The 816-nt window shown below is 65.4% G+C and carries 1 protein-coding gene; it reads left to right on the plus strand.

What is annotated here, in order from left to right; translation table 11 throughout:
- On the plus strand, positions 1-807 hold an 807-nt coding region (locus CAG46_RS27480), incomplete at its 5' end, for an aldo/keto reductase (RefSeq protein WP_085619584.1).
- Positions 808-816 lie beyond the last annotated feature (9 nt).

Raw genomic sequence — 816 nt, forward strand, 5'->3', positions numbered from 1 at the left:
CGTGACGAGTACGTGCTCAGCACCAAGGTCGGCCGCATCATCCTCGACGAACTGGAAGACCCGGCAGCCCGTGAACTGGGCGAAAAAAGCGGCCTGTTCGAGCACGGCAACCGCAACCGCATCGTCAACGACTACAGCGCCGATGCCACCCTGCGTTCCATCGAGGATAGCCTGCGCCGCCTGAAGACCGACCGCCTGGACATCGTCTGGATTCACGATATCGCCCAGGACTTCTACGGTGACGAATGGCTGAGCCAGTTCGAAACCGCCCGTACCGGTGCCTTCCGCGTACTGACCCGTCTGCGTGAAGAGGGCGTGATCAAGGCCTGGGGCCTGGGTGTGAACCGCGTCGAGCCGATCGAGCTGACCCTCGACCTGGACGAAGCCCGTCCGGATGGCTTCCTGCTCGCCGGCCGCTACTCGCTGCTGGACCATGACCGCGCACTGCAACGCGTCATGCCGCAAGCGGTGGAGCAGGGTGTAGGCATCGTCGTGGGTGGCCCGTACAGCTCGGGTGTCACCGCCGGTGGCGAGCACTTCGAATACCAGAAGGCCAACGCGACCGTGCTGGCCAAGCTCGAGCGCATCCGCGCCGTGGCCCGTGCCCATGGTGTGGATGTGAAGGCGGCCGCCCTGCAGTTCGCCCTGGCCCACCCGGCCGTGGTCTCGGTGATCCCGGGCTCCACCCGTCCGGCACACGCCAACGAAGACCTCGCCGCCCTGAGCAAGGTGATCCCGATGGCCTTCTGGAATGACCTGCGCCAGCAGGGGCTGATCAACGCCCAGGCCCCGGTACCTGCTGTTTAAACCGATCTT

The sequence above is a fragment of the Pseudomonas sp. B23(2017) genome (genome assembly GCF_002113725.1).
Lineage (GTDB): Bacteria > Pseudomonadota > Gammaproteobacteria > Pseudomonadales > Pseudomonadaceae > Aquipseudomonas > Aquipseudomonas putida_Z.